We start from the raw sequence: 24,139 nt of genomic DNA, 5'->3' as shown, positions 1-24,139 counted from the left end.
GGCGATTGCTCTGCCCATCCGGGATGTTCAGCAATAATCGCTGTTTCAGTTTCCGGATATTGAACCGTACAGAGGCATTCCTTAGTCTGAGAATCAATAACAGATACTTTGATTGATGAAGTGCCGAGGTCGATACCGAGTAGTAGCATGCTGGTTGTTAGTGGTTTTAGCTGGTTGGTTAGACCGAATCATTTCAAATTTATCGTTATTTCTTTATTCTTTGATCCTTGTTCTTTACTCCAAAACTTAGTGAGGAAGGTTTCATCATGAGCAATTTCTATCACCAGAACAACGTAATAGTACTTAATACTTACAACTCAAATAAGCTTTTGATACGTCCTCCACCATAAATCGGGCATCTCCCCTGAATTGGCAGTCTGATAATCTTCATAGCGGCAGGGAACAAGGTGATGCCTTTCATTCTTCGACTTCCCTGCAGGATAGGGCACCTGCATCCACCAGCGATCTGATTTTTTACTTTTGACAAAGACCAGTTCATGAGAACCGTCTTTGAGTCCGGCTCTGTAGGTGATGTATTGCGATTTAGGCAATAAAGGAAATTCCTTCTTCCTGTTATAAAAGCCATCTACAAAATACCAAACCATTTGGGCCAGCAGCATAGCAGTCTGTCCATTCAGATCATAGGCCGGATTAAACTCATAGAATCCTATTGAAGAAAGCTTATCATTCATACCGGCATACCTTGCAATCTGGCAGGCATTCTCGCCATAAAATCCATTGGGTGTAGCATTGGCATTGCCGGCGGCATCCGAAGAACGAATCGCAGAAATATCAAAACTTAACATATTCGCATTGCGGATAACCGGTTCTGCAAGATTTATATTACCAGCAAAATCCCCCAGGCGATGTACATCAAAATAGAGTTTATCCATTAGTTTCAGGCTTTCCTGATTGACATAGAAGGTCTGGTATCCGATATTGCTGAAATTAAAAAGGAAATTGGGTTCGTGTAAAAAGATCTTGTTCAGATAGGAAATTGAAGTAGTCTCGATCGTTCCGTCAATATTGTCATCCAGGTCAAAATGTGAATCGACAACCAACAAATCAACTTTCTGTTCCAATTCCTCATAGGCCATGAACTGAGGATATGTCAGATCCTGACCGCCGCCAATTATAACCGGTAAAATGTTCTTTTTGATCAGTTCAGTCACCAGAAGCTTGAGTGCAACATAGGTATCCGAAACCTTATGTCCGGCACGGATATTCCCAAGATCAACGATACGGGTGTTATAATTGCCCTCATTCAGCTCATAAAACTTTTGTCTGAAAGTGTCGGGAGCCAAAGCTGTCCCAATATTATTGATTGAATTCCTGTCTTCCAATACTCCTATCAGGGCAATATCAAAAAGACCACTGTCAAGATCCGGAAAATCATCATGGAATGCTGCGATCTTAGATCCTAAATGACTTGTATAAAAACCATTTTCCGGGCTAATGGAATCTAAATCAATCGGACTAAGAAAATCGGATAATGACATAATAATTGTTCCTGTAATTTAATTGAGTTCTATAATTGTACAGCCCCGATTAATTTTGCTTTTTACAAAATTGAAGAAGAATCAGATAATTGAGAACAGACTCAAAGCAAATATCAGTTTATTCAGTTACTTTTGAAAGCATTTAAAAAAATTCATCCGGATGATTTTAGTTACCGGCGCTACCGGTTTTTTAGGTTCAGAATTAATCAGGCAATTGCTGCTCAGAGGAGAAAAGATCAGAGCAATAAAGCGGGATACATCCCGGATACCCCAAATTTTAGCGGATCAAAAAGATATTGAGTGGTTCAATGCTGATATTCTTGATTATTTCGCACTGAGTGAGGCCATGGATGGAATAAGCCATGTTTATCATTGTGCTGCGCTGATTTCCTTCCATCCCAAAGACAAAAAAGAAATGCTAAAAGTGAATGTGGAAGGCACTTCAAATCTGCTCAACATCTGTATGGAAAAGAACATCCAGCGCTTTTTACATGTGAGTTCAATTGCGGCGCTGGGTGAGAGCAAAAAAGGTAAGCTGATTACCGAGAAAAATCACTGGGAATTTGGATCAGGTCAGAGTTCCTATTCAATCTCAAAATACAAGAGTGAAATGGAGGTTTTCAGAGCAGCGGCAGAAGGTTTAAATGCGGTCATCGTAAATCCATCAATCATTATCGGCAAAAATGCGGGTAAAGAAGGAAGCGGACAATTATTTGAATCAATAAGAACCGGTTTGAATTATTTCCCCGGAGGAAGTTGCGGCTATGTGGATGTTGCGGATGTCGCCAAATCTATGATCCTTTTAATGGAAAGCAATATTTCTGATGAACGTTTCATTCTCAATTCAGAAAACCTGACTTATAAAGAGTTTTTTTCGAGCATTGCTCTGAAATTTGGTAAAAACCCACCGGCTATAGCATTAAAACCATGGATGATGTATATCGCATGGCTGGGAAGCCGGGTAATTACCTTATTAACAGGTAAACGATTCGGTCTGAGCGCAGAAACCGTTCGTAGTGCATTCAAAAAGCAAACCTATTCGAATGAAAAAATCAAAAAGGCCTTAAATTTTAATTTTAAATCCGTTGATGAATCCATCAGCGAAATTTGCCTGCACCTTAAAAATAGTTAATCCCTAATTCATAAAGCATTGAAGCAGTTTTATATCATAGATTTCGACAGTACCTTTACCCAGGTAGAGGCATTGGATGAACTGGCCCGTATCTCATTAATGAACCATCCCGACAGGGAAAAGATCTATCAGAAAATTGAAGATCTGACAAATGCAGCGATGGAAGGTAAAATGTCGTTCCGGGAAAGTCTTACAGGTCGTGTTCAGCTACTGGAGGCCGACCGAAATCATTTAAAGCAGCTGGTCAGCCTGCTCAAAAAGAAAGTTTCTTCATCCTTCTCCCGGAACAAAACATTTTTCAAAAAACATGCCGATTCTGTTCTCATTGTTTCGGGTGGATTTAAGGAATTTATTACTCCGGTTGTACTTCCATATCACATCCGTAAGGAAAATATTTATGCCAATACCTTTGTCTTTGATCCAAACGGGAAGATTATTGGATATGATGAAAATAATCCACTTTCCAATGAAGGAGGAAAAGTTAAATTACTTAAAGAGCTTGATCTCAAGGGTGATATTTATGGTATTGGCGACGGCCATTCCGATTTTCAGCTGAAGGAATTTGGGATGATCAAAAAATTCTATGCTTTTACCGAGAATATCGAACGTAAAACTGTTGCCGAAAAAGCCGATCATGTTACCCCAAGTTTTGATGAGTTTCTTTATGTCAATAATCTGCCAAGAGCCATTTCCTATCCTAAAAACAGGATTCTTTGCCTGGTGATTGGAGATGTGCCTGATCTGGCTATTCAAACCTTAAAAAAAGATGGGTTTTCTATTCGCCATAAAAAAACCTTTGAAGAAAAGTATGTACCTGATGTTGGTATGATGCTGCTGGCTAATGGTGAACTGCTTGAAAGGGAAAAGCTCGAACGCGCGGTAAAACTAAAAACGATCGGATATCTTGGAAACAGTGAACCTAAGCTATCCCATGGTTTATGTACTGATATGGGCATTGTCATATTTGACGACCCGAAGCATAGTCCTAAAAATCCCGAATTCATTGCCAAAAGGATGATCAATTTTATCAACCATGGTCATACTTATGTGAGTGCGAACTTTCCAAATCTTCAGCTCCCGCGGATTGCAGGAGCTCATCGATTGATTCACATCCACAAAAACATGCCGGGTATCATGGCTCAGATCAATAAGGTTTTTGCCGATCATCATATTAATATTGTGGGGCAGTACCTGATGACTAATCCAAGCATAGGTTATGTAATTACGGATGTGAGTGATGAGTATGATAAAAAAGTACTGAAAGCTCTTAAGCAGATTGATCATACTATTAAGTTCAGAATACTTTATTAAGCTGAAAGCAAAAAGTTGAAAGCGGAGAGCTAAAAGCAGCTTGCAGTACGGTTTTTCAACAAAAATCATTAAATTGCCAGCCTGATTAAATTTTAATACTGTGTCTGATAAATTAAATATTTCCATCACAAAAACAGCCCATTCACGTTTGGCTGATATTGATTTCAATAATTTACCCTTTGGAAAGACCTTTTCCGATCATATGTTCATTGCAGATTACAGCGATGGAGCATGGAAAGACTTCAGAATTGTGCCTTACGGAGAGATTGGGTTTAGTCCTGCAATTTCTGCCCTGCATTACGGACAGGCATTTTTCGAAGGTATAAAGGCTTACAAACATGCCGATGGGAAAGTCAGCATCTTCCGTCCTGATAAAAATGCAGAGCGTTTTAATCTTTCTGCACAGCGTTTGTGTATGCCTGAACTTCCGGTTGATATATTTTTAAAAAGCCTTGAAACATTAGTTGATCTTGACAGAGAATGGGTGCCTTCTAGGGCAAACCATAGCCTCTACATCAGACCATTTATGTTTGCTACCGATCCTTTTTTAGGTGTAACACCTTCAGCTACATACAAATACATTGTTTTAACCGGACCGGTTGGCCCCTATTTTTCCAAAAACCTTAAGGTAAAAGTTGAAACCTATTATTCAAGAGCATGTGATGGAGGGTTCGGTTTTGCAAAAGCTGCAGGAAATTATGGTGGCTCAATGCTTCCAGCAATGAAAGCCACTCAGGAAGGTTTTGATCAGTTGATCTGGACAGATTCAAAAGAGCATGCCTATGTTGAAGAACTGGGAGCTGCAAATATCATGTTCATGATGGATGGGAAGTTAATTACCCCATCTACCAGAGATACCATACTAAAAGGTGTAACCCGTGATACCGTTTTAACTCTTGCAAAAGGCTGGAACATTCCAATTGAAGAACGCAGAATCTCAGTTGCTGAAATTATCAAAGGAATTAAAGAAGGTCGCATCACTGATGCATTTGGAGTTGGAACAGCCGCAACAATTGCTCACATAGCTGAAATCGGACATGAAGGCGAACTTTACACCCTTCCTGACCCGGCAAAACGGATATTCTCTAACCGCGTTCTTGATACATTGAATGAATTAAGATATGGCCGCTCTGCTGATGAACATGGGTGGAATTTTGCTGTAGGAAAATAATATAAAAAGCTGCTGATTAGCAGCTTTTTTTGTTTTGAAGCTTTTAAGGAATTGCAATCCTAAAAAAGGTAATTCCAAACTATAAATTTCAATTTGATATATAAGGTTTGTAAATCCAAACAGGTGTGATGATCACATATCGTCCTTCCGGTTGCTTCTACGTTCATCCCTTTTTCGCAGTCGGTCATCGCGCCTTTCCTCCCTGTTGTTGCGTTCAATTTCCATTTTTCGCAGTCTTGCTTTAATCTCAGCCTGAGTTGCAGTATCAAAGCCAATGGTGTACAACAGTGCTTCGGCAAATCCCTTCCAGATCATATTGAAGAATGATGAACGTTCAGGACGGGCATAATAAAATATTCCCCTCCTCACAGGCTGACCTTTCATCGGATTATCGTCCTTTATAATTAGAATGTTGGCAAAAATAGAAGCGATACCCTTTCGCTTTAATCGGCTGGAATTTTCACTTTTTTCTAAAAGAATGATTTTTAAACCATTATAGTAACAGGTCAAACTTCCTCTTACCCCACTAATACTCCCTCTACCGTTAAAAATCATTTGATTTATATAACCTGATTTAACTTCAATCAGTGATAATGGTCTGATTGCCGAATTGAACATTTCTGCATCAAGTTTCCCCAATTTTCCGGAAAACTCGAATGCTCCTCCGGGGTCTGGCAAATTGAATTTCATCGCTATATCCAAACGACCACGATTCATTAATAAAGAGGTTAGCTTCACCTCACTGAATTTATTTTTAATCAGGTTTAGCGAATCATTGGTCAGATTGAATATACTTCCGTTAATACCTCCAAATGAAAGTGTTCCTTTGCGCCTTGAATCAGGATTGTATTCTGAATAATTGACATGGGAATCCTTTAGCAGTACTGTATCTATGGTTGTATCAAGCTTGAATCGTTTTAATGCCAGCTGAGGAAAATTAACACCCTTATCCCTGATCGAATCGGGCATTCCCCGATTCAAAAAAACTGATAAATTACCCTTGTTTAATGTTAATGAGGATGCAATCAGCCTTCTGTCGCGGTTCAATAACTCGTAATCAATATTGCTTAACTCAATGTCTTCAAAGTGTGCAGAATATCGGTCCTTCTGGAATTTAAATTTTCTTGAAAATTCCATCTCTGAATATCTTGGCAGAAGGCGAAAGCCCTTTATATGGGCATACCCCCCTGCAGTTGAGGCCTTGAATTCACTAAACTGAATATTATAGTTTCCATCCTCTGTAAGGGATTTGTAACCAAGCAGTTCAGCATAAATATCTTTGGTATAATATAAGCGGGATCGATCAAATTGTGATGCCGAATCTATCAGCAGATCGCTGATCCTAATGTACAGATCCTTAAGTTCAGTTACTCTATTCCCCCCATCTGCACTACGATCGATATACTTAAAATCAGCATTTTTTAAAATTATACTCCCGATTTTTACGGAGTTCAGATAGGGTGCAAGGTGCTGGTAAGCAGTTCTCAGGTCTTGTTTAGGGGATGTTTTTGTATTTCTTATTTTAGAAAATACAACCTTCAAAGAAGGCCGGTCAATCTCTATAGATCTCATTTCCAGTTTGCCAACAGTATATATTTTCCAGGGCTGTATCCTCTTTAAGATTAGTTCAGCTATTTCAACTTCATACAAATGCCTTGGTGCAATGCTGTCAACTTTCATCTTTTCATACACCAGGGTGTCCGGTATGAAGCGGATATTCGAAACGTTCAGTCTTCCGGTGATAAAATTCACCCGGATATTTTCAAACTCTATGCGGTATAAACCATCTGTTGACCTTTCAATCGCTTCTTTGATTCTTTGAGTCAAAATAGGCTTCCAATAGTAGTTAAGATATACTGCGGCTCCGCTTACCAGAAGAACCAGTATCATTAAAATTGAAAAGATCCACTTTCTAAATAAGACTTTGTTACTATTCTGAACCATTGAATGTCTTCGGTTAAATACTAAGTTAACCTAAATCGTTAACGTTTCTAAAGATTATCTGATATGTCAGTACAATTTAAAAATATTGTCTGCAGAGCAAAAAGAATCTCTGCCAAATTGTCATTTTACAGAAAAAATCATACTTTTGCAGCTAATTTAATAAAGAATGTTTGAGCGCCCAATAAACTTAAAAGATTCATCAGAAACCACATTACACGATGAATCACGTCAGGGTGAAGCCTTAATATTAGAAAATACAGGCCAATATACAGGACGAAAACTGTACATTGAGAGTTACGGTTGTGCCATGAATTTCTCTGACAGTGAGATTGTTGCATCGATCATGCAGGACATGGGCTTTGAAACAACAAGTCAATATAAAGAAGCTGATGTTATTTTTATAAATACCTGCTCAATTCGTGATAATGCTGAGCAAAGAGTTAGAAACCGCCTGCGTGAATTTGGGGCTGCTAAAAACAAACGACCGGGAATGACAATTGGCGTTCTTGGCTGTATGGCTGAGCGTTTAAAATCGAAATTTCTGGAAGAGGAGAAGCTTGTTGACATTGTGATCGGTCCTGATTCTTACCGCGATCTGCCAAACCTGATCGCCAAATCAGATGAGGGGATGAAGGCAGTCAATGTACTTCTAAGCCGGGAAGAAACTTATGCTGATATCAGTCCTGTACGATTGAATAGCAATGGCATCTCCGCCTTTGTATCCATTATGCGCGGATGCGATAACATGTGCTCATTCTGTGTGGTCCCCTTCACCAGGGGCAGGGAAAGAAGCAGAGACCCTCATTCAATTGTTCAGGAAGCCAGGGAATTATTTGAAAAGGGGTATCGTGAAGTAACCTTGCTTGGTCAGAATGTAGATTCTTATAAATGGAGTGGAATAGCCTCAACCCAGCCCTCTCCAGATGAGAGGGAGCCGGATATTTCCTTTGGGGCTGAGACCCTGAACTTTGCCGGACTATTAGAACTTGTTGCTCAGATCAATCCGCTGCTGAGAGTACGTTTCTCCACATCCCACCCGAAAGATATAACCGATGAGGTATTGCATACAATGAAGAAGTATGAAAATATCTGTAATCATATTCACCTGCCGGTACAATCCGGAAACTCCCGGGTGCTGGAACTGATGAACCGTACCTATACACGTGAATGGTACATTGAGCGGATTGATACGATCAAAAAACTTATTCCGGATTGTGCTGTCTCAACCGATATCATCATCGGTTTTTGCACAGAAACTGAAGAGGAACATCAGGATACGCTGAGCCTTATGGACTATGCTCAATTTGATTTTGCTTATATGTATACCTATTCGGAACGTCCCGGCACACTTGCTGCCAAGCGTTTCGAAGACGATATCCCGGAAACGGTAAAAACCCGCAGATTCAATGAGATTCTGAAAAAGCAGCAGGAATGCTCATTGAAACGTCTGGAGCAGCATATTGGCAAAACACATAAAGTGCTTATTGACGGATTCTCAAAGAAATCAGACAATGATTTTTCGGGCAAAAGCGAACATAATATCACTGTGGTTTTTCCGGTAAATAAAGCGTATAAAGCTGGCGACTATGTTGATGTCAAAATAGAACGCTGCACCCCGGCCACTTTAATAGGGAAAATTAAGGGTTGATTTGGAGATGTGATGATTTGACAATTTGAAAATATCAGTACCACTAATTAAAAATCAGCCGTTTTAAACAAAAAAATAAAGATTGATTTGGAAAGGATATGGCATCATCAAATTTTCAAATCATGAAATCATCAAATTAAAATAATGGATGTTCAGGACATAAAAAACAGATTTGGCATCATTGGTAATTCACCTCTGCTTAACCGGGCAATTGATATTGCGAGGCAGGTAGCACCAACCGATATTTCTGTGCTGATTACCGGTGAAAGCGGTAGCGGTAAAGAGGTTTTTTCACATATTATTCATGCATTGAGTGCCCGCAAACACGGTCCTTTTATAGCTGTAAACTGTGGTGCGATACCCGAAGGAACGATCGACTCCGAATTATTTGGCCACGAAAAAGGATCATTTACCGGGGCTCACGATGCCCGCAAAGGATATTTTGAGGTAGTTGACGGCGGAACCATATTTTTGGATGAAGTTGCTGAACTACCAATCGGAACACAGGCCCGTTTGTTAAGGGTTTTAGAAACGGGTGAATACATTCGTGTTGGTTCTTCCAAAGTCCAGAAAACAAATGTTCGTGTGATCGCTGCTACAAATAAGGATGTTTTCGATGCAGTGAGTGCCGGAAAGTTCCGTGAAGATCTTTATTACAGATTGAATACCGTACCATTGAAGATTCCTGCATTAAGAGAGCGCAAGGAAGATATAAATTTACTGTTCAGGAAGTTTATTGCCGATTTCACAGATAAATACAGAAGCCCCTCTGTACAGCTTGACCAGAGTGCACAGCAGGTTCTAATGAATTACAGCTGGCCGGGAAATGTTCGTCAGCTTAAAAATATAGCCGAACAAATTGCTGTTCTTGAAAAAGACAGAAATTTATCAGCAGAGCACCTGCAGAACTATATCCCAACCGAGGCAGGAAGCACTCTTCCTATGCGTATTCCAAACCAGAATAAGGATGACTTTTCTGAGCGGGATATTCTTTATAAAGTGCTTTTCGATATGAAGAAGGATATGATGGAATTGAAAAAGCTGGTTGCTGAGATTATACAAAACGGAGGCAATACCTCAAGCATTCAGTCGAACCAGAAGGTAATAAATCAGCTTTACAGGGATATCGAAATTCCTGGAAGCAATAACCTGGCCCCCGATCCGCATCAACTGGTAATCCATCAGCCTGATAATGATAAATCGTATGATATGATGGACGATGCAGAAGAGATAGAAGAATCACTATCATTGATTGACAAAGAATCAGACCTGATCAAGAAAGCACTCAAAAAGCATAAGGGTAAACGAAAATTAGCTGCCCATGAACTTGGGATATCGGAACGAACTCTGTATCGTAAAATAAAGGAATTAGAACTTTAAGCCAGTAACGGAAAATGCAAAAGATACTTTCAAAATTCAGATACTCCCTCATTCTCGCACTTGTACTGCTTACACAGTCCTGTGGCACCTATTCCTTATCAGGAGCCTCAATTCCTCCGGAAATGAAGACCATTTCTGTTCAATTCTTTGAGAACACTTCAGCATTGGTAGTACCTTATCTGAGTCAGCAGTTTACCGAAGGATTAAAAGACAGAATAAGAAATCAATCCAGACTAAGCATTGTGAGAACCGAGGCCGATGCTAATTTTGAAGGGAGGATTACTGACTATTCTATCCGGCCTGTTGCTATCCAGGGGAATGACCGAGCGGGCCTGAACAGGGTAACAGTAACTGTTATGGTAAAATACACTAATGTTCTGAAGCCTGAATTAAATTTTGAACAATCGTTCCAGGCATTTCAGGAATTTAGTCTGAATCAGGGACCGATACAAACTCAGGAACAAAAATTATTAGCCCTGATCATCCGTCAGCTTACCGAGGATATTTTTAACAAGGCTTTTGCCAATTGGTAATAAATATTTAGCTTTCAAAAAACTCAGCACAATTGAAACAGATTAATCAGCAGGAATCATTCATCAAATTGTTTGCAAATTGTATTGCAGATCCTTCTGTGATAGATGCCGGAGATGCAAAGATTTTAAAGGAAGCCCTGGAAAAGTTTCCCTATTGCCAGATATTAAATCTCTGTTATAGCCGTTCCTTATCACTCTCAGGCTCCGAAAACCTGAAGAAACAATTGAGTTATACGGCTTTATCAATTCCCGAAAGAAAAGTTCTTTATACAATCCTGAATGAACCGGAAAAATTAAAAGAGCACGAAAAATTAAAATATATTGAATCTGTTCTATTTGGAGAACAGGAATCGGAGGACGAAGGGATTCATAGAATTGAAAATACCGGAGACTTTAATGAAGAAGAAGCAAGTTCAGACGAACTGGAACCTGTATCAGAAAACATTTCAGAAGAACTGAATAATGAGATAATTGAAGAAGATTCATGGTCTGCTAAGGTAGAAACTTCGCCAGGTAATGAAATAGCAGCAGAACCGGAAAAAGAAAAACAGCCGATTGAGGAAGATGTTTGGACAGCAAAAATAGAAACATCTCCGGAAAATGAAGTCCGGGCGGATGCTGAGACTGAAAAACAGACAATTGATGAAGAAATTCCTGCTGAAAATGCAGAAGATCCTATAAAAGAAGAGCAAGAACCAATAGCTGAGTCTAAGCAGCCGGGTGCTGACCTGAATAAAAATCTGGATAGAGAATCTTCTTTATTGGGTGACATCTTCAATACAATTAATGAAAGTGCTGCTCCATCTGAAGATCCTGTAAAAGAAGAAATCAGGGAAGAGCCGGTTTTCCATTTTGAAAAGGAATCAGAAATAAAGCCTGCTGAAGATATCCAAACTGTTCACGCTGAAGCACATGCTGCAGAACCCTTAGCTGAGGAAACTGGCAGCGCTGAAAAGGCAGAGGTAGAAACGGATCAGGAAGTATCCAGATATAATGACGATAAAATGCCCTATTCCTTTTTATGGTGGTTGCAAAAGACCCGAATGGAGCATGCAGGAACATATCAGCCTTACGCTGATTTCAGATTAGATACCAATCAGAACATCAAAATAAGTTCTGTAGATCAGTTGAGCAGTCAGATCATTGAGAATATATTCCACTTACAATCACCTTTGGAACAGGCTGAAAACGCACCCAGAACTGTTCCTTTCCAGGTTAAACGTAAGGAAGATTCTATTCTGGAGAAATTTATCAGGGAGGAGCCACAGATCAAACCGCCCGATTCTCAAAAATTAGATACCGAGAATAAGGCAAGGAAAAGTGCAGAAGATCCGAACGATCTGGTTTCAGAAACACTGGCACATATATATGCAGACCAGATGTTATATGAAAAAGCCATCGCTACTTACAAAAAATTAAGTTTGAAAGTTCCGGAAAAAAGCACGTACTTTGCCGACCAAATTCGTGAATTAGAAAAGAAAGTAAATTAATAGATATGTTATATACAGTTATTATCCTGGCGATCATTGTTTGTGTTTTATTGGTTCTGATCATTTTGATCCAAAACCCTAAAGGAGGTGGTTTATCCTCCGGATTTGCGGGCTCAAATAATATTATGGGCGTTCAGCGCACAGGCGATTTTCTGGAAAAAGGTACCTGGATTCTTGCAGTTTCATTAATGGTTTTGGCACTAATGGTAAATGTAGTGGTTCCACGTGGTGGAGTAGTTGACCAGGAAATGAATGATATTCAAAACCAGATCAATAAGCCTGCTGCTCCTGTTGCCGCACCATCAGGTCTTTCTTTACCAACAGACAGCACTAAAAAATAAAAAAGTATTATAGAAAAAAGCCACCTGAACGGTGGCTTTTTTTTTGCATCAGGCTGACATTTTACTGACAGCTTGACACCGATATATTGACAAAAAAGAGGCCTGGATTATCAAATAATGAAAATTTGACAAGAAATGTATCTTCAGGCTATTTGGCATAATTCATGTCAACAAAACAGTACAAACATTCAATCAATTTAATTTATTATATCAATATGGCATTAAATATCAAACCTAGCGCAGACCGGGTAGTTATAGAAGCTGCACCGGCTGAAGAAAAAACGGCTTCCGGACTTTACATTCCTGATACTGCAAAAGAAAAACCTCAAAAAGGTACTGTTGTAGCTGTTGGACCGGGCAAATATGCAGAACAAACCGGCAATTTAATCCCTATGGCTTATAAAGTAGGAGATGTTGTATTATACGGTAAGTATGCAGGAACAGAGATCTCTCATGAAGGTAAAGAATATCTTATCATGCGTGAATCTGATATTTTTGCAACATTATAACGTAGTCGGAGGTCCGAAGTTAGACCTCATTCCTCGAATCTAAATTTAATTGAAAACCAGAGTTTGATAAAAACATTAGTTTGAATTAACTCCAACATCTAAAATCTTTAAACAATGTCAAAACAAGTTAAATACAATGTTGAAGCGCGCGATGCTCTGAAAAGAGGCGTGGATATCCTTGCCAATGCAGTAAAAGTAACTCTTGGACCAAAAGGCCGTAACGTAATTATTGATAAGAAATTTGGTTCACCTGCAATTACTAAAGATGGTGTTACAGTTGCCAAAGAAATTGAATTAAAAGACGCCCTTGAAAACATGGGTGCACAAATGGTAAAAGAAGTTGCCTCTAAAACAGCTGATCAGGCTGGAGATGGAACTACTACTGCTACAGTTTTAGCTCAGGCAATCGTAACTGCCGGAATAAAGAACGTGGCTGCGGGTGCAAATCCAATGGATCTAAAACGTGGTATTGACAAAGCGGTATCAGCTGTTGTTGCTAATTTGAAAAAACAATCACAATCTGTTGGTGAAGACAATAAAAAAATTAAGCAGGTTGCTTCAATCTCAGCAAACAATGATGAAGTGATTGGTACTCTGATCGCTGATGCAATGGCGAAAGTTGGAAAAGATGGTGTAATTACTGTTGAAGAAGCAAAAGGTACTGAAACTGAAATGAAAACAGTTGAAGGTATGCAGTTCGACCGTGGATATTTATCTCCATACTTCGTAACCAATGCTGATAAAATGGAAGTTGAACTGGATAATCCTTATATCCTGATCTACGACAAGAAGATTTCTTCAATGAAAGAATTACTTCCAGTTCTTGAGAAACAAGTTCAAACCGGAAAACCATTATTGATCATTGCTGAAGATCTTGACGGTGAAGCATTAGCTACCCTGGTAGTTAACAAAATCCGTGGTTCACTGAAAGTGGCTGCTGTTAAAGCTCCTGGATTTGGTGACCGTCGTAAAGCAATGCTTGAAGATATCGCAATCCTTACTGGTGGTACAGTTATCTCTGAAGAAAGAGGTTATAAATTAGAGAATGCTGACCTTACTTATTTAGGTCAGGCAGAAAAAGTAGTTGTTGATAAAGATAATACGATCGTAATAAATGGAGCAGGTAAAACTGCTGATATTAAGGCTCGTGTCAGCCAGATCAAAGCTCAGGTTGAAACAACTACCTCTGATTATGATAAAGAAAAATTACAGGAACGTTTAGCGAAACTTTCAGGTGGTGTTGCCGTACTTTATGTTGGTGCTGCTACTGAAGTTGAGATGAAAGAGAAAAAAGACAGAGTTGACGATGCATTACATGCAACCCGTGCTGCTGTTGAAGAAGGGATTGTTGCAGGTGGTGGTGTTGCTTTCATCCGTGCTGTTGAAGCTTTAAAAGATCTTAAGGGAGCTAATGAAGATGAGAACACAGGTATTGCAATTATCAGACGCGCTATCGAAGAGCCATTACGTCAAATCTGCCAAAACGCAGGAATTGAAGGTTCTATCGTTGTTCAGAAAGTGAAAGAAGGCAAAGCTGATTTCGGATACAATGCCCGTACTGATGTTTACGAAAATCTGATCGGTGCAGGTGTTATCGATCCAACTAAGGTTGGTCGTATTGCATTGGAAAATGCAGCTTCAATTGCAGCCATGCTGTTAACAACTGAGGTTGTATTGGCTGATGATCCTGAAGAAGAAAAAGGTGGTGCTCATATGCCTCCAATGGGTGGTGGCGGTATGGGTGGAATGATGTAATATTATTCTCAATCGCACAAAAAAGCTCCGGATTTTATTCGGAGCTTTTTTGTTTTTATTGATTTGGGCAGACTGACAGACAGTTGTAATCTGTTATCAGGAATTTACTAGTATAGGAAAATGTATTATCCAGTCTGAATTTACAACCCGATAGTTATCGGATCTTAATTATAAATTATCAAAGATTTCCATCTCAAAAAGCCCCCCAATATACCTCTTCAATTTCTGCTTCACTTCTTCAATATCCGGCTTAAAACCAAGCTCCCTTTCCATTGAAGTAACATCCTTGTCATCTATTCCACAGGGCACTATGTTTTTAAAATAAGACAGATCTGTATTGACATTGAATGCGAGTCCATGCATGGTTACCCAGCGGCTGCACCTAACTCCCATTGCACAGATCTTTCTCGCGCGTTCATTATCAGCATCCAGCCAGACTCCGGTATAACCTTCATACCTGCCGCTTTGTATTCCATAATCAGCCAGTGTAAGTATCACAGCCTCCTCAAGAGTACGCAGATACAGATGGATATCAGTAAAGAAATTATCAAGGTCAAGTATTGGATAAGCCACAATCTGTCCCGGACCGTGATAGGTAATATCACCGCCCCGATTAATTTTATAAAAACTTGCCTGTTTATTCACTAATCCGGCTTCATCAAGGAGTAAATTCTCGGGCTTTCCACTTTTTCCGAGTGTATAAACATGAGGATGTTCAACGAAAATCAGATGGTTATTAACCGGGTAATCTGTATTGTTATTTCTATTCTGTGTTTTTGCCAGAACCGTTTCTGCAAAAACCTGCTCCTGCCTGTCCCATGCCTGCTGGTAATCAAGCAAGTCCCAGTCCTGAAATATAACCTTCTTATTCATCATTATCATCTGCAACAAATCCGATCATATACCCATCAAACTTCTCGTAATGCACTTTAAACTTCCTGTGCCGGGTACCCGTATTAAGCATAGCATCAAAAGAGCCACTACCATTATATTCAAAGGGCTCAAGCTTTATATGCTCCAGAAAACTAATATTCTTTTTACCATGAAGTTTATAAATAGCCTCCTTTGCACACCAGGTTACGTATAACTGATCAATCCGATTTTTATCCTGAATAAAATCAAGCTCCTCTTTACTCAGGAACTTGTGGGCAATTCGTTCAATCTTATCTTTAACAAGTTCTATATCTATGCCCACAGCCTTATTCTTACTAACCATCACGGCAGCGTAATCATAAGAATGACTTAATGAAATATGGTGGGGGAAATTACTTAAATAGGGTTTACCACTTGAATCCACCTTACAGTCAATATAATTATCCGTATCCATCATTCTCCGAAGCAGAACACGCGTGCTGAGCCAATGCATATTGCGTTTGCCATTAATCAGCGTATCCAGATAAGATAATTCATGTTCCTTTAACTGTAACTGAGCCAGTAATTCATCTGCACTTTCTTCGATCTTCCAGATTGCAAAAGATGTATTGCGGTCAATTTCCCGGTGGTAAGCAAGAGCCATTCTTAAAATTAAAATACCTGCAAAACTATCTCAAATTAATCATAATTTAGACCAAATCTTATGCTTATTTATGATACTTTCTGATAAACTCATTCTGGAAGAAATTGAAAGAGGAAATATAATTATTGAACCCTTCAAAAAGGAGTGCTTAGGTACCAATTCTTATGATGTTCATCTGGGCAAATACCTGGCAACATACAGAAACAGGGTTCTGGATGCTAAACTTCATAATGAGATTGACCATTTCGAGATTCCAAAAGATGGTTTTGTACTTCAACCCAATACCCTGTACCTTGGTGTTACCCTCGAATATACTGAAACTCACAGGCATGTGCCATTTCTGGAAGGAAAATCAAGTACCGGCAGACTTGGAATAGACATCCATGCAACCGCCGGAAAGGGAGATGTGGGTTTCTGTAATACCTGGACCCTGGAAATATCATGTACACAACCGGTAAAGATATATGCCGGTATGCCTATCGGGCAATTAATCTATTTTGTAGTCGATGGTGATGTGGAGACCATGTACAATACAAAACTCAATGCCAAATACAACAATAAGACCACAAAACCCGTTGAAAGTATGATGTGGAAGAATTCATTCTGAGCATCAGAAGGAAAATAAATCGTATATTATATATAGTTAAGCCTCAATTTAAAAAACTGAGGCTTAAATTTTTACTGGCACCAATTTTTCGGGTTGAACCTGGCTTACAAGTATACCGGCATTAGATTTTTTATTCAGCATTATCTTTATGAAAAAATATTTCATTATCATATTTTCTATAATATTCTCAGCATCTGTGTTGGGATTTATTATTGATGATGAGCCCCTGAAGAAGATTCTTACTCAGATAGAAAAATACAGACTGCAATACCCGCAGGAGAAGGTTCATTTGCATCTTGATAAACCTTATTATGCAATTGGCGATAATATCTGGTTTAAGGCATATGTAGTTAATGCTGAGAAAAATGAATTATCTACACTGAGCCGGATCTTATATGTAGAATTGATCAACGACAAGGATTCAATTAAAAAATCTCTAAAAATTCCTTTGGAATTGGGATTAACCTGGGGAGATTTTACGCTCAGCGATTCACTTAGAGAAGGCAATTACAGAATACGGGCATATACTACCTGGATGCGAAATTTTGGAGAAGAATACTTCTTTGATAAAACAATTACCATAGGTAATTCTATTTCTAATACTGTTTTAACCCAAGTTGATTACTCGTACACTAAAGACCCACGCGGACAAAAAGTATTAGCCAAAATTAATTATAGTGATATGGCTGGTCAGCCGCTCGCTAATAAAGAGGTTAGCTATCATGTTGAACTGGATTTCAGAAGTATTCTGAAAGGAAAAGGCATTACTGATGCAATGGGAAATCTTCAGGTCAGTTTTGTAAACAATCAGCCTTTTGTATTAAAATCTGGAAGAATCAGTACAACTATCCGTCTGGATGATAAGAACAGCGCAAATAAAAACTTCCCTGTTAAATCAACATCCAATGAATCAGTTGTTCAGTTTTTCCCCGAAAGCGGGGATCTGGTCAATGGAATCAGTTCAAGAATTGGATTTAAGGCTGTGAGTTCAGACGGACTTGGGATCAATGTCAGTGGTTATATCAGCAATCAAAATAATGTCCGTTTGGCTGATTTTAAATCAGAACATGCAGGAATGGGTCACTTTAGGTTATTACCTGAAATTACTGATAACTATACTGCTCATATTACTTTTGAAGATGGCTCAGAGAAAGCATATCCACTGCCAAAGGTAAAAGCGAATGGTTATGTTCTATCTGTTAGTAACACTGATACGGATGATCTCAAAATCAGGGTATCAACAACAGAAACTGCCAAACCGGATGAAGAAATTACCCTTATTGCGCAAAGCAACGGACAGGTACATTTTGTATCAAAAAATAAACTCACTTCGAAAACCTTCAATGCAAGCATCCCTAAAAAACGTTTCCCAACAGGGATACTTCAGCTAACGCTCTTTTCTGGTCAAAATGAGCCGGTTGCAGAGCGGCTTGTATTTATAAATCATTCTGACTTTTTACAGATTGACCTGAGTGCCGACAAGCCTGAGTATAAAAAAAGGGAGAAAGTCAAACTGACCCTTGAAACAAAAGACCCTGAGGGTAAACCTACACTCGGGAGTTTTTCTATTGCGATTCTGGATGAATCAAAAGTGCCCTTTAATGAGGCTGATGAAACCACTATTATGTCAAACCTTCTGCTCAGTTCAGATTTAAAAGGCTTTATTGAACAGCCCAATTATTATTTCGATGAAATAAACGAAGATAAAGTCAGGCAGCTTGATATCCTATTACTGACTCAGGGATGGCGGCGGTTTGAGTGGAAAAATATACTGGCTGACAATTATCCAACATTGGTATATCAACCCGAAACCAATTTGCAGGTAAGTGGCAAGGTAACTACAATGACAGGCAAGCCTGTGATCGGTGGAAAGGTTACCTTATTCTCTGCGTCGGGAGACGTTTTTATGATGGACACTATTACCAATGTAAACGGAGAGTTCAGATTTGATAACCTGATTTTTAATGATAGCACGAAATTCGTAATCCAGGCAAGAAATGAAAAAGACCGAAAAAATGTAGAAATTTTACTTGACAGGATTCCACCACAATTGGTTACAAAGAACAAAAACGAGGCTATGCTGGAGGTAAATGTTAACCGCTCCATGCTTCCCTACCTGAAGAATAGTCGCACCCAGTTCGATGAACTCAGGAGATATGGTGTAATTGGCAGAAATATCCTTCTTGATGAGGTGAAAATAGTAGAGCGAAAACAGGAAGTAAAATACTCCTCAAATTTGAATGGCCCGGGAAGGGCTGATGCGATAATCAAGGCTGATCAGCTTCAGAATTGTTATGATCTTGCGATATGCCTGCAGGGAAGAGTTGCAGGTTTAATTATCAGGGATGGCATGGCCTATCTGATGAGAAATATGGGTTCTTCATTCAGAGGGCCGGTACCGATGCAGGTAGTTGTGGATGGTGCCTTTTTGGGTCCTGAATTTCTATCAGTCATTAACGTTCAGGATGTGGAAACTGTCGAAGTCCTGAAAAGCGGTGCAAACAGTGCTATTTATGGCTCAATGGGCGGAGGTGGCGTACTCATCATAACTACCAAACGGGGTGATAATAACAATAATTACAGGTCTTATTCACCCGGAATAATGAGTTATAAGCCGCAGGGATTTTTTAAGGCAAGGGAATTTTATTCACCCAACTATGCAGATCCTGCGATTAATGCAAAGATTCCAGATCTGCGGACTACCATTTACTGGAATCCAAATGTTATAAGTGATACTACCGGTAAAGCAAATATTGAATTCTTCAATTCTGATGGAACAGGTAATTATAAAGCAATTGTTGAAGGGATAAATATCAATGGATCGATAGGAAGAAAGGTTTTCAGATATAGCGTCAAATAGAAAGATGAATACAATAAAAGTCAGGATTAAAGATAAAATTGCCGTGCTTTCTCTGGATCGCGGTCGTTCAAATGCTATAAATTCAGAAATGGTTTCTGAACTGCATCAAATGATAAGAAATATCGAAAATGATGATTCTATCGCCGGACTTATCCTAACCGGAAAAGATGGCTTCTTTTCAGCAGGGCTGGATCTTATCGAATTATATAGTTATGATGAAGATCAGATCAAAGAATTTTGGGTAGAATTTTTAAGCCTGGTTACTTCTATGGTTTCATTTAAGAAACCTATGGTCGCTGCAATCAGCGGACATAGCCCGGCAGGTGGCTGTGTTCTTGCAATTTGCTGTGATTACCGGGTAATGGCCGAGGGAAAGTTTATCATCGGATTGAATGAAGTTCCTGTAGGTATCATTGTCCCTGAAAGTATTTTCCATCTTTATGCATTCTGGCTTGGAAATGCTCCTGCTTATCGTGCATTGCTTGAAGGCAAGTTAATGAGTACTCAGGAAGCATTAAGTGCCGGGTTGGTCGACGAGCTTGTAAGCCCTGAAAGTATCCTGCATGCCGCTGAGCGTAAAATGTTAACTTACATACAGCTTGAACGTAAAACCTGGCAACAAAGCAAAATGAATATTCGAGAAGATCTCCTCAAAAAAGTAAGCGCTGATCAGACTGAAATGCTTGCGCATATGCTTGAACAATGGTGGTCGCCATCAACACGTTCCATATTAAAGACAATCATTCAAAATCTTCAACAAAAATCTTCCTGATATGTATAATGAACCCATGTTACGTGATAATGCCCTGAGTGGAAAAACAATCATCGTTACCGGTGGTGGAACTGGTTTAGGCAGGGCGATGAGCACTTATTTTCTTAAACTCGGTGCTAATATAGTTATCACAAGCCGCAAGATGGATGTTCTTGAAAAGACTGCTGCTGAGATGCAGGAAGAAGCATCTGCTGATGGCATAGAACTTAGGGCAAAAGTACTTCCCGTTCAATGTGATGTTCGTAAACCTGAAGAGGTTGATGAAGTACTTAAGAAAACCCTCGATACTTTTGGCCAGGTGAATGGTTTATTGAATAATGCAGCAGGAAACTTTATTTCTCCGACAGAAAGACTATCTCCAAATGCATTTTCAACTATCATTGATATCGTTTTAAAGGGTACTGCTAATTGCACAATGGCCTTAGGAAAACACTGGATCAAAGAGAAACAAGCCGGAACAATATTAAATATTGTAACAACCTACGCATTCACGGGCTCAGGATATGTAGTTCCATCGGCCTGCGCAAAAGGAGGTGTTTTAGCCATGACCCGTTCTCTTGCAGTAGAGTGGGGTAAATATGGTATCCGAAATAATGCAATCGCTCCAGGCCCATTCCCAACAAAAGGAGCATGGGACAGATTACTTCCAGGCGATATGGCGAAAAAATTCGATTTCAAAAACCGGGTACCTCTAAAGCGGGTTGGTGATCATCAGGAGCTGGCAAATCTTGCTGCATTTATGATGTCCGATTTTTCGGGATATATTAATGGAGAAGTGATCACTATTGATGGAGGAGAATGGTTACAGGGAGCGGGGCAATTCAACGGACTTGAAGCGATTACACCCGAAATGTGGGATATGCTTGAAATGATGACCCGATCAGCCAAAGGAAGTTAATTTCATTCGAAAATATATGCAGAAACGTGTTAATATTTCTTCCGGAGCCGTTTGGGAGGATATGGTGGGCTATAGCAGAGCCGTACGAATTGGAAACATCATTGAAGTTTCAGGAACTACCTCGGTCGATGGAGATATGCTGATCGGAAAAGATGACCTGTATGCTCAGACAAAATTTATTCTCCTAAAAGTTGAAAAAGCTTTGCAAGAGGCTGGCGCACAAATGACAGATGTAGTACGAACACGCATGTATGTAACCGACATAAGCAAATGGGAGGAAGCAGGTAAAGCCCATGCTGAGTTTTTTAGAGATATAAAACCTGCAACAACTATGGTTGAGGTAAGCCGCCTGATCCACCCTGATCTACTCATAGAAATTGAGGTATCGGCATTAATTCAATAACATACTTATTAAAATATTCATTCTGTAATCGGTATCCATTCTGTATTTTTGTAAAATGGGAACACAGGTACAGGAAGAAACACTAACGCTTGAGGAGGTTTTAGCAGCGTTAAAAGTTAATCATCGCCTGATCCTTTGGAATGATGATACCAATACATTCGAACACGTTATTCACTGCCTCGTAAAATACCTCGACTATACTGAAAAACAGGCCGAAAGAATCGCCTGGACAGTCCATAATGACGGGAAATGCACAATCCTTGAAGGTTCATTTACTGAAGTTGAGGTTTACCGTAAAATACTTCAGCAGGAAGGCCTAACTGTTAGTGTAGAATAGACAGCTGAAATTCAGGTGTTATTGCTGAACAGCTTAGCATCCTTTTAAGCCCTCAAAAATAACACTTTGGGGTTGAGCTTGAATTTCTGGCAGAAAATCTGAAATTAAGCACAATTTCATGTGATCCCCTTTCAACAGCTGCTAGTCTGGAGGTTGTAAAATCGTATGAATATCCTAGCTGCAGATTTGGACTTAACTGTATCTCAGCAAGCAAATCCACTGAATCCATAGAACGTAATGAAGCCCCAAGCCAGAGCGTTTCTTTAAAAAGGAAATTAGCATTCAAATCTATCTGAACAGGAGAACCATTTACATATTTAATAAGCATATTTGGCTTGAACTTAATATCAGCTCCCAGATCCGTCAGGTATCCACCCTGTAGTAAATAATGCGGTTTGTATGCAGTGGCAGATTGTTTTGCTGTACCCAAATCCCTGTAATAAAAAAAGGGTGATGAAAACCCGGCATAAAATTTCTGCGAAAATAGCATTAATCCAAATCCAAGATTCGCCCTCAGGGAATTCTGATCAGCAAAAACAGGATCCTGAGCTGCTGTAGGACTCCCGGACTGGCTGTATTGTCCCACATACTTTCCCAGTCCACCATTCAATCCCAGAGAAAAATAAGTATTATCCCCAACAGCAACCTTATGAGCTACTGTACCCAAAAAGCCGTTCTCGCTAATTACTTCACCAATCTGATCTCTCATAAATATTATGCCTGCTGATGTTCCTGATTGATTTATCGGGCTATGAACAGAAATAGTTTGTGTATTGGGAGCACCTTTAAATCCTACCCATTGCTGCCTAGCGAGTGCCGTGACATTAATTGCATCATCAATTGAGGAGTATGCTGGATTGATGATTAATCCGTTAAACATATATTGTGTAAACATCGCCTTCTGCTGTGCAAATACAGAAATTGTACCACAGATGAAAAGCAGTAATGCAAGTAAAACAGCTCTGATCTCCTGCGACTGGAATTTCATTGATTTGAACGATTGCGACTATTATTATTCTGATCCGGGTAATTACTATACCATTTCAACAATTGGAAGAAAATGATTCCTGCAAGCTCAACCCGTATTAAAATCAGGCTTGAACTATTGTTCTTTACGTTAAGAAAGGTGAAATAGTTACGATTTACGGATATAAATGGCAGTTAGCACTAAATTTTAACCCTGACTTAATTCCTTGAATTTTTTCTTAATTTGTCTACCTGAACCGAAAATCTTATTGGTTACATTTTAATTTCAAAGACATGTTTTTCTACTTATCAAAGATCCTTACCTTCCTGATCTCGCCAACAGTCATTATCCTGGGTATTTTGATTCTGGCTTTGATAGTAAATAAACCGGCCCTGCGAAGAAAATTGCTCATCGCTTCTTTGGGCCTACTTCTTTTCTTCAGCAACCCATTTATAATTAATCAATTACTTAAATATTGGGAACCGAAAAGCAATATGAATAACATGCAAGTTTATGATGCAGGAATAGTACTTAGCGGGTTCATGGGCCGGGATAAAGAAAGCGGCAGGCTTAGCTTTGGAGAAGGTGCAGACAGGCTGACCGAGGGTTTAATACAATATAGAAAGGGCCGGATAAAAACAATAATAATTAGTGGGGGTAGTGGAAGTCTGGTAGATGATACACGTGAGTCAATACTCGCAAAAACATTTTTAATAGAAAATTGCAATGTGCCTGACTCAGTAGTTATTATTGACACCGTATCGAGGAATACCTACGAAAATGCTGTTGAATCTAAAAAAATCATGAATGCAGCAGGACTAAGAACCGCAATCATGATCACTTCTGCATGGCATATGAGACGGGCAGAAGGATGTTTCAAGAAAGTTGGTTTGGAAGTGGATATACATCCTGTTGATGGGATGTACCACGGTCAGGGTTCTACTCCATCTGATCTATTTATCCCGAATACCTGGAATATTGTTCATTGGGAAAACCTGATGCATGAAATTGCAGGGATTATTATCTATAAATTACAGGGCTATAATTAATTTGAAGAAAAGGGTAG

The 24,139-nt window shown here is 39.3% G+C and carries 22 protein-coding genes; 17 read left to right on the top strand and 5 right to left on the bottom strand.

Annotation, left to right across the window (positions count from 1 at the left end; translation table 11 throughout):
* Positions 1–317: 317 nt before the first annotated feature.
* A complete protein-coding gene (locus VGE44_RS05820; protein WP_331076863.1) occupies positions 318–1,499 on the bottom strand; it encodes a formimidoylglutamase in 1,182 nt (393 codons plus the stop codon).
* 160 nt (positions 1,500–1,659) lie between these two features.
* Between VGE44_RS05820 and VGE44_RS05815 the strand changes: the two genes are divergently transcribed.
* From VGE44_RS05815 to VGE44_RS05805, 3 genes are all read left to right on the top strand, one after another.
* The gene (locus VGE44_RS05815; RefSeq protein WP_331076860.1) at positions 1,660–2,631 is read left to right on the top strand and encodes an NAD-dependent epimerase/dehydratase family protein; all 972 of its coding nucleotides are present in this window, start codon (positions 1,660–1,662) and stop codon (positions 2,629–2,631) included.
* An 18-nt stretch (positions 2,632–2,649) separates the two neighbouring features.
* Positions 2,650–3,942, top strand: coding sequence for an HAD-IB family phosphatase (locus VGE44_RS05810; RefSeq protein WP_331076858.1), 1,293 nt, complete (start codon positions 2,650–2,652; stop codon positions 3,940–3,942).
* A 100-nt stretch (positions 3,943–4,042) separates the two neighbouring features.
* Complete coding sequence (locus VGE44_RS05805) at positions 4,043–5,113, top strand: branched-chain amino acid aminotransferase (RefSeq protein WP_331076856.1); 1,071 nt, start codon at positions 4,043–4,045, stop codon at positions 5,111–5,113.
* 132 nt (positions 5,114–5,245) lie between these two features.
* On the opposite strand, the gene VGE44_RS05800 is transcribed toward VGE44_RS05805, so the two are convergent.
* On the bottom strand, positions 5,246–7,003 hold the full coding sequence (locus tag VGE44_RS05800; protein WP_331076854.1) for a hypothetical protein: 1,758 nt from the start codon (positions 7,001–7,003) through the stop codon (positions 5,246–5,248).
* A 220-nt stretch (positions 7,004–7,223) separates the two neighbouring features.
* Here VGE44_RS05800 and miaB point away from each other — a divergent pair, with 220 nt between their 5' ends.
* The 7 genes from miaB (at position 7,224) to groL (ending at position 14,713) form a co-directional block, all read left to right on the top strand.
* Positions 7,224–8,705, top strand: coding sequence for a tRNA (N6-isopentenyl adenosine(37)-C2)-methylthiotransferase MiaB (gene miaB, locus VGE44_RS05795; RefSeq protein ID WP_331076852.1), 1,482 nt, complete (start codon positions 7,224–7,226; stop codon positions 8,703–8,705).
* A 144-nt stretch (positions 8,706–8,849) separates the two neighbouring features.
* A complete protein-coding gene (locus VGE44_RS05790) occupies positions 8,850–10,085 on the top strand; it encodes a sigma 54-interacting transcriptional regulator (protein WP_331076850.1) in 1,236 nt (411 codons plus the stop codon).
* A 14-nt stretch (positions 10,086–10,099) separates the two neighbouring features.
* Complete coding sequence (locus VGE44_RS05785; protein ID WP_331076848.1) at positions 10,100–10,618, top strand: LptE family protein; 519 nt, start codon at positions 10,100–10,102, stop codon at positions 10,616–10,618.
* 32 nt (positions 10,619–10,650) lie between these two features.
* Positions 10,651–12,108 (top strand): hypothetical protein, encoded by a 1,458-nt coding sequence (locus tag VGE44_RS05780; RefSeq protein WP_331076846.1) that lies wholly within the window; start codon positions 10,651–10,653, stop codon positions 12,106–12,108.
* A gap of 5 nt (positions 12,109–12,113) precedes the next feature.
* Positions 12,114–12,449 carry a preprotein translocase subunit SecG gene (gene secG, locus VGE44_RS05775; protein ID WP_331076844.1) on the top strand — a complete coding sequence of 112 codons (336 nt, stop codon included), beginning with the start codon at positions 12,114–12,116 and terminating at the stop codon, positions 12,447–12,449.
* A gap of 215 nt (positions 12,450–12,664) precedes the next feature.
* A complete protein-coding gene (locus tag VGE44_RS05770; protein WP_305365297.1) occupies positions 12,665–12,958 on the top strand; it encodes a co-chaperone GroES in 294 nt (97 codons plus the stop codon).
* A 114-nt stretch (positions 12,959–13,072) separates the two neighbouring features.
* Positions 13,073–14,713: a chaperonin GroEL gene (groL, locus tag VGE44_RS05765; protein WP_331076840.1), complete on the top strand. Its 1,641-nt coding sequence runs from the start codon at positions 13,073–13,075 to the stop codon at positions 14,711–14,713.
* Between the two features lie 168 nt (positions 14,714–14,881).
* Here the strand turns inward: groL and lipB are convergent, their stop codons facing one another.
* On the bottom strand, positions 14,882–15,586 hold the full coding sequence (lipB, locus tag VGE44_RS05760; RefSeq protein ID WP_331076865.1) for a lipoyl(octanoyl) transferase LipB: 705 nt from the start codon (positions 15,584–15,586) through the stop codon (positions 14,882–14,884).
* A complete protein-coding gene (locus tag VGE44_RS05755; RefSeq protein WP_331076837.1) occupies positions 15,579–16,229 on the bottom strand; it encodes a 4'-phosphopantetheinyl transferase family protein in 651 nt (216 codons plus the stop codon). The genes lipB and VGE44_RS05755 overlap by 8 nt, the downstream gene beginning before the upstream one ends.
* Before the next feature lie 70 nt (positions 16,230–16,299).
* Here VGE44_RS05755 and dcd point away from each other — a divergent pair, with 70 nt between their 5' ends.
* From dcd to VGE44_RS05725, 6 genes are all read left to right on the top strand, one after another.
* Entirely contained in the window at positions 16,300–16,836 is a 537-nt protein-coding gene (gene dcd / locus VGE44_RS05750; protein ID WP_324484770.1) for a dCTP deaminase, read from the top strand.
* A gap of 148 nt (positions 16,837–16,984) precedes the next feature.
* Positions 16,985–19,696, top strand: a complete 2,712-nt coding sequence (locus VGE44_RS05745) for a TonB-dependent receptor plug domain-containing protein (RefSeq protein WP_331076834.1) — start codon at positions 16,985–16,987, stop codon at positions 19,694–19,696.
* Positions 19,697–19,700: 4 nt separating this feature from the next.
* Positions 19,701–20,468: an enoyl-CoA hydratase/isomerase family protein gene (locus tag VGE44_RS05740; protein WP_331076832.1), complete on the top strand. Its 768-nt coding sequence runs from the start codon at positions 19,701–19,703 to the stop codon at positions 20,466–20,468.
* Position 20,469: 1 nt separating this feature from the next.
* Positions 20,470–21,366 carry an SDR family oxidoreductase gene (locus tag VGE44_RS05735; RefSeq protein ID WP_331076830.1) on the top strand — a complete coding sequence of 299 codons (897 nt, stop codon included), beginning with the start codon at positions 20,470–20,472 and terminating at the stop codon, positions 21,364–21,366.
* A 16-nt stretch (positions 21,367–21,382) separates the two neighbouring features.
* Entirely contained in the window at positions 21,383–21,769 is a 387-nt protein-coding gene (locus tag VGE44_RS05730) for a RidA family protein (protein ID WP_331076828.1), read from the top strand.
* 55 nt (positions 21,770–21,824) lie between these two features.
* Positions 21,825–22,106, top strand: coding sequence for an ATP-dependent Clp protease adaptor ClpS (locus tag VGE44_RS05725; protein WP_305365307.1), 282 nt, complete (start codon positions 21,825–21,827; stop codon positions 22,104–22,106).
* A gap of 52 nt (positions 22,107–22,158) precedes the next feature.
* On the opposite strand, the gene VGE44_RS05720 is transcribed toward VGE44_RS05725, so the two are convergent.
* Positions 22,159–23,094: a type IX secretion system membrane protein PorP/SprF gene (locus VGE44_RS05720; protein ID WP_331076825.1), complete on the bottom strand. Its 936-nt coding sequence runs from the start codon at positions 23,092–23,094 to the stop codon at positions 22,159–22,161.
* 272 nt (positions 23,095–23,366) lie between these two features.
* On the opposite strand from VGE44_RS05720, the gene VGE44_RS05715 reads away from it, so the two are divergent.
* Entirely contained in the window at positions 23,367–24,122 is a 756-nt protein-coding gene (locus VGE44_RS05715; RefSeq protein ID WP_331076823.1) for a YdcF family protein, read from the top strand.
* Positions 24,123–24,139: the final 17 nt, after the last annotated feature.

It is taken from the genome of Daejeonella sp. (assembly GCF_036405355.1).
GTDB lineage: Bacteria > Bacteroidota > Bacteroidia > Sphingobacteriales > Sphingobacteriaceae > Daejeonella.
The sequence above is the reverse complement of the archived record's forward strand: the minus strand, read 5'-3'. Positions and strand labels throughout refer to the sequence as shown.